This is a genomic window from Frankia sp. CoBUL1 (assembly GCF_978021245.1).
Map to the genome: position 1 here is coordinate 1 of NZ_CDXDOS010000065.1, position 5,853 is coordinate 5,853.

4 protein-coding genes, 1 tRNA gene, 1 other RNA gene and 1 pseudogene are annotated in these 5,853 nt (G+C 71.6%); 5 read left to right on the top strand and 2 right to left on the bottom strand.

Features of this window, described 5'->3' with window-relative positions; genetic code table 11:
* Positions 1 to 124: 124 nt before the first annotated feature.
* Positions 125 to 505: pseudogene (locus AC08OX_RS07490) on the top strand (hypothetical protein); the annotation flags it as partial.
* 187 nt (positions 506 to 692) lie between these two features.
* Here the strand turns inward: AC08OX_RS07490 and AC08OX_RS07495 are convergent.
* A tRNA-Ser gene (locus tag AC08OX_RS07495) sits at positions 693 to 777 on the bottom strand.
* Between the two features lie 106 nt (positions 778 to 883).
* Between AC08OX_RS07495 and ffs the strand changes: the two genes are divergently transcribed.
* From ffs to recR, 4 genes are all read left to right on the top strand, one after another.
* An RNA gene (gene ffs, locus AC08OX_RS07500) (signal recognition particle sRNA small type) lies at positions 884 to 980 on the top strand.
* A gap of 38 nt (positions 981 to 1,018) precedes the next feature.
* Entirely contained in the window at positions 1,019 to 3,388 is a 2,370-nt protein-coding gene (locus tag AC08OX_RS07505) for a DNA polymerase III subunit gamma and tau (protein WP_476607144.1), read from the top strand.
* A 58-nt stretch (positions 3,389 to 3,446) separates the two neighbouring features.
* Entirely contained in the window at positions 3,447 to 3,905 is a 459-nt protein-coding gene (locus AC08OX_RS07510) for a YbaB/EbfC family nucleoid-associated protein (RefSeq protein WP_476607145.1), read from the top strand.
* 15 nt (positions 3,906 to 3,920) lie between these two features.
* Positions 3,921 to 4,520: a recombination mediator RecR gene (gene recR, locus AC08OX_RS07515; RefSeq protein ID WP_011434735.1), complete on the top strand. Its 600-nt coding sequence runs from the start codon at positions 3,921 to 3,923 to the stop codon at positions 4,518 to 4,520.
* Positions 4,521 to 4,608: 88 nt separating this feature from the next.
* Here the strand turns inward: recR and AC08OX_RS07520 are convergent, their stop codons facing one another.
* On the bottom strand, positions 4,609 to 5,217 hold the full coding sequence (locus AC08OX_RS07520; protein ID WP_476607146.1) for a hypothetical protein: 609 nt from the start codon (positions 5,215 to 5,217) through the stop codon (positions 4,609 to 4,611).
* Between the last annotated feature and the right edge of the window lie 636 nt (positions 5,218 to 5,853).

Here is a 5,853-nt window from a genome sequence, read left to right on the forward strand (position 1 = left end):
GAACACTTACGGCTGGTCGAACGGCACGCTGCCCGACGAGCATGGGCAGCCGGTGGAGCTGTCGGAGCTGATGTTCACCCGCCCGGACGGGCGCTACCTCGACCCTCAGTGGGTGACCCGCCGGATGTGGCAGATCGGCCGCCGGGCCGGTCTGTGTACCAACATCCGGACCGCGGAGAAGGCCGGGGCGACCAAGCTTGTTGTCGGGGTGCGCTACCGGGACCCGGTCGGCCGCTGGACTCTGTATGTCGACCGTGAGCCGGTCGGCGAGGTGGCCGTGGTGTCCGCGGTTCGGTTGAGCGGGACCCGCGCGGAACTCACCCTGGCCGAGCCGTTGCCCGTCGCCGTCGAGGTCGGCGCCGAGCTCGGCCACGGTCTGCTCTCCCGCCGGCGGCTGCACGATCTGCGGCACTCTTCGGCCTCGATCCAGATCGCCGAGGGTGTCGACATCACGCTGGTGTCCAAGCGCCTCGGTCACTCTTCGACAGCGATCACGGGGACGCTCTACACGCATCTGCTGCGTTCGGCCGGGCAGAAGGCGGCCGAGACGGTGGCGGCGGCAGGGCCTCGCACGACGCGGCGTCCGCACCATGTCCTCACCGAGACGGGAGAGGCGTCGAGAGAGATCGGGGCCCATCGCGTTAAGCCTGGTCAGAAGGCTGTACGAGGCGGGAAGGCCGCGAAGATCGTTGCGGAGGATGCGAGATTCGAACTCGCGAGGGGTTGCCCCCAACACGCTTTCCAAGCGTGCGCCCTAGGCCACTAGGCGAATCCTCCGTGGATGAGACTATCTGATCGTTGCGGGGCCGGGCGCCGGGCCTGCCGCCGTGCCGCCCGGCAGACCTCGGAATTCATGATCGTCCATCACGGGCTAGACTGCACAGCAGACCCCTCGTGCGGCGTTACCCTCGTGAACCCCCCCAGGGCCGGAAGGCAGCAAGGGTAAGCGGGCTCTGGCGGGTGTGCGGGGGGTCCTCTCGTTTCGCCGATCGTCTCGTCGAGCACGCGGAGCAGGTCAGTGAGCACAGCGTTGTACAACCGGTACCGTCCCGCGACATTCGCTCAGGTCGTCGGCCAGGAGCACGTGACCGGTGCACTGCGCAAGGCCCTGCGCACCGGTCGGCTGCACCACGCCTATCTCTTCAGCGGCCCCCGGGGTTGCGGCAAGACCTCCTCCGCCCGGATCCTCGCCGCCTCGCTGAACTGCGTCCAGGGCCCGACCCCTGAACCCTGCGGGGTGTGCGACGAGTGCGTGGGCATCCGGACGGGCGCCTCGATGGACGTCACGGAGATCGACGCTGCGTCGCACGGTCTCGTCGACGACGCCCGCGACCTGCGCGAGCGGGCGTTCTTCGCCCCTGCGTCGGCCCGGTTCAAGGTCTTCGTGGTGGACGAGGCGCACATGGTGACCGCGGCGGCGTTCAACGCGCTGCTGAAGGTCGTCGAGGAGCCCCCGCCGTACCTCAAGTTCGTCTTCGCCACCACCGAACCGGACAAGGTCATCCCGACCATCCGGTCCCGGACGCACCACTATGCCTTCCGGCTGGTTCCGCCGGGCGTGCTGCGCGAACATCTGGCGTCGGTCTGCGCCCGGGAGGGGGTCGTCGTCGATCCGGCCGTGTTGCCGCTGATCGTGCGGGCGGGCGCCGGATCGGTTCGCGACTCGCTGTCCGTTCTCGACCAGCTGCTGGCCGGCGCGGACGACGACGGCCTGCGCTACGACCGGGCGGTGGCGCTGCTCGGCATGACCGACGGCGTCCTGCTGGACGAGACCGTCGACGCGCTGGCCGACCGCGACGGCGCGGCCCTGTTCACCGTGGTCGACAAGGTCGTCTCCGCCGGTCACGACCCGCGCCGGTTCGCGACCGATCTCCTCGACCGGTTCCGTGACCTGATCGTGATGGCTGCCGTTCCGGACGCGGACGCCCGCGGCCTGCTGGAATCCTTCTCCCCCGACCAGATCGACCGGATGCGGGCGCAGACCACCCGGATGGGCCCCGCCGAGCTGTCCCGGACGGCGGACGTCCTGCACAACGGCCTGGTCGAGATGCGGGGGACGGCAAGCCCACGGCTGATGCTGGAACTGATCATGGCCCGTGCGTTGCTGCCCACGGCGTCGACCGACCCGGCCGCGCTGCTCACCCGGTTGGAGCGGCTGGAACGGCGGGCCGTGCTCGGCGGGGAAGAACCGGAGCCGGGCCCCCCGTCCCCGCTGCCGGTCGGCCGGGCTCCCGCGCCGGTCCACCCGCCCGCCGCGGACCCGGAGCCCATGCCGCTGGCAGTCCGGGCACCCGCTCGGACCGGACCGGTGTCTCGACCGGCGGCCGGCCCCCAGCCTGGTTCGCCGGGTCCCGCGTTCACGCCGGGTGATCGCCCCTCGGGCCCGGCAGGTGTTCCGGGCACGGCCGGCACGCCCGGGACCGGGCGGATCGACGCCGCCGGCCTGCGGATGCTGTGGGACGAGCTTCTCGTGCTCGCCGGCCGCCACAGCCGGAAGACGCATGCGATCCTGAAGGATCACGCGACCGTTGCCGACGTTCGAGGCGACGAGGTCGTGCTGGCCTTCGCCACCCCGACGATGGGCCGGATGTTCGGGCAGGGGAACAACGCCGAGCTGTTCTGTACGGTGCTGGCGGAGAGACTCGGCGGGGCCTGGCGGGTCACCGTCGCTCCCGCGGGCGGATCTGGTCGCGGCAGCGGGCGGCCCGCAGCGGGTCCCGGTCCGGGCGGCGGTGGCTACTCCGGCCCGCCCGGTCCCTCCAAGGCCTCGGGGTTCGCCGGCTCGGGCGGAGCCCCCGGGCCCACCGGCCAGGCGGGAGCATCCCGCTCACCGGCACCAGCACCGGCACGGCCCGCCGGCCCGGCAGGACAATCCTCCGGCCCCTCCTGGGGCCCGCGGCTGGATCCGCCCGTCGGCGCCGAGAACCGCGCCGTCTCGCCGGGATCCCCCCGAGCCATGCCCGGCCAGATGCGCGGACCGGCGGGGTTGTCCCCCGACACCGGGAACGGCTACGGCGGCTCCACCGACGGAACCGAAAGCGGCACGACAGACCCCGGCCGCGGCCCGGACGGCTACGGCGACCCCCGCGACTCCCACGGCGCCGGGCACGGTTCCACCGGCCCGGCCCCCGGCCCCGAGGGCGGCAGGCCCTGGTCCGCCACGGGCCGGGACGGCTCGTGGCCCGGACCGGCGAACGGGGTCGCCGCCGCTGCCAGTGCACCCCCCGCCGGGGACGAGCCGGGTCCGCGGCGCGAGGACGAGCCGTCCCTCGACGACGAGGCCGTCCCGTCCGGTCCCGGCGGGGCCCGCGGGGGCGAGGAGGCCGCCGTGTCCCTGCTACGGAGCGGACTGGGTGCCACGATCATCGAACAGATCTCGTCCGGCTGATCTCGTCCGGCTGAAGGAACAGATCTCGTCCGGTTGAAGGAGACGTAGGCTCATCGACATGTCTAACCCACAGAACCGCGCCGGGAGTCGGGCCCCCGTCGGGGGCGGGGCGCTGGGGCAGCTCTTCGAACAGGCGCAGAAGATGCAGGCCGCGATCCTCGCCACCCAGGAGGACCTCGCCACCGCCCGGGTGGACGGGACGGCCGGCGGCGGCCTGGTCCGCGCCACCGTCAACGGCGGCGGGGAACTGGTCGATCTGACGATCAGCCCCGAGGCGGTCGACCCCGAGGACACCGAGACGCTCGCGGATCTGATCCTCGCGGCGGTCCGTGACGCGACCACGAATGCCCACAAGCTCGCCGCCGACCGGATGGACTCGATCACCGGTGGCCTCGGCGCGGGCGGCCCGGCAGGTCCGGGTGGCGCCGACGGACTCGGTGGACTCGGTGGACTGCTGTCCGGTGGCGGCCTCGGAGGCCCCCTTCCGGGTGGCCCGGGCCTTCCCGGGCTCGGCTGACAACCGGCGGCACCGGTGTACGAGGGCATCGTCCAGGATCTGATCGACGAGCTCGGGCGGCTGCCCGGCATCGGTCCCAAAAGTGCCCAGCGGATCGCGTTTCATCTGCTGGCCGCCGACCCCGTGGATGTCCGCAGGCTGGCCACCGCCCTGACCGAGGTCAAGGAGAAGGTCCAGTTCTGTCGGAGTTGCTTCAACGTGGCGCAGTCGGAACTGTGTCGGATCTGCTCCGATCCCCGCCGCGATCCGAGCTCGATCTGTGTGGTCGAGGAGCCCAAGGACGTCGTGGCGATCGAACGCACCCGCGAGTTCCGGGGGCGATACCACGTGCTCGGGGGCGCGATCAATCCCATCGGCGGTGTCGGTCCCGACGACCTGCACATCCGGGAACTCGTCGCCCGCCTGGCGGACGGCACGGTGACCGAACTGATCCTCGCCACCGATCCGAATACCGAGGGTGAGGTCACCGCATCCTACCTGGCCCGGCAGATCGCTCCGATGGGCCTGAAGGTCACCCGCCTCGCCAGCGGCCTGCCCATGGGCGGTGACCTCGAATGGGCGGACGAAGTGACCCTGGGACGCGCCTTCGAGGGACGCCGCGTCGTCAGCGCCTGACACCCCGGCCTGCTGTCACCCGGTCCCACCCCGAAGCCACCCCGGCTCCACCGGTCCGCCACCGGGTCCGCCGGGGCCGCTGCAGCCGCTAGAACCCCAGGATGGGGGCATAAGCCGAGCTGGGAATCGAGGCCAGGGTCAGCAGGACCACGCTGACGTCAAGATGGTCGGCCTCGGCGCTGAACACGGCGTGTAATCCTCTGGTGCGGTAGATCCGTACCTCGGGATCCCGGACGACCTGTACTCCGAAGACGTTCGTCGCCCGTAGCCACCAGACCCGCCCGGCCGCCCGGACCCTGACCTGACGGGCGTCCCGGCGCAGCCCGGTCGTGAGCCGGGCGAGTCGGGTGGCCGGCAGGCAAGGCTGATCCAGATAGCCGATGATGTCCCGGTCGGAGCCGTGCACCACCAGCCGGACCGGCCGGGCCGGCGAACCCGGCTCGACGAGGTCGGCTTCCGCCGAGATCTTCCGGTCCCGCGGATACATCTCGGCCGCCCAGATCCCCTCACCGTGCAGGACCCGTTTACCCTGCGGGCCAGCCCCCGGATGGCCGCGGGGCACCATGCCGCCGATGATCCGCCCGGCCCCTTCCAGCCGCCACGCGACGGAGACGACCACCCCCGACGGCACCGGCGTGGCCAGGTCGCAGACGGCTGGTAGGTGGCACATGCGTAGATCGCGGACGCGCCTATCCATCCACACCGCTCAGGTCTCCGGCGCCGCGGTGCCCCGGACCCACGCCGCCGCGGTGCCCCGGATCGCCCGGCGAACCGCCATCCTCACCGGAGGACATCCCGCTAGCTTCCCGCACCCACGCCACCCAAGCCTCAAAATTGATCACTCTGAGCTATCTCCTTCATGCTACGGCAGCCCTTCATCCATGGATTGCCGCCGAGTCGCTCCGCTACGCGCCCAGATGCTACGAGGCGCGCCGATCTACCCATGATGCGCATTCGCCCGAGCATCTGCGCAGGCATTCGACGAATTCGTCGGCTCGCGCGTCGGCGTGGGAATCGGCCGGAGCATCGACGAACGCATCGAGACGGGCGGCAGCAAGAGCATTCAGAGAAAGGTGGGACGGCGTCCGCGCGCACCTTCGCGCGAGCATCGGACACCCGGATCCGATCCCGGGAGCGGTGGTACCCGCGCCCCCAAACACGGAGACCACCGGGCGACCACTGATGGTGACCGCCGGAGGGCCCCACCATCACCCCGCGGTACGCATCCTCCAATCGGGACGTCAGGGTAGGGGGTACCCGGCGAACGCTCTGCCGTCCGTCTGCCACCAGGAGGCCCTGAAGCATGATCATCAGCTCACATGTCGGGGCGGGC

Excerpts from the sequence above, each read along its gene's own strand:
- AC08OX_RS07510 (WP_476607145.1), top strand. The coding sequence starts at position 3,447 with ATGTCTAACCCACAGAACCGCGCCGGGAGTCGGGCCCCCGTCGGGGGC.
- AC08OX_RS07520 (WP_476607146.1), bottom strand. The coding sequence starts at position 5,217 with ATGGATAGGCGCGTCCGCGATCTACGCATGTGCCACCTACCAGCCGTC.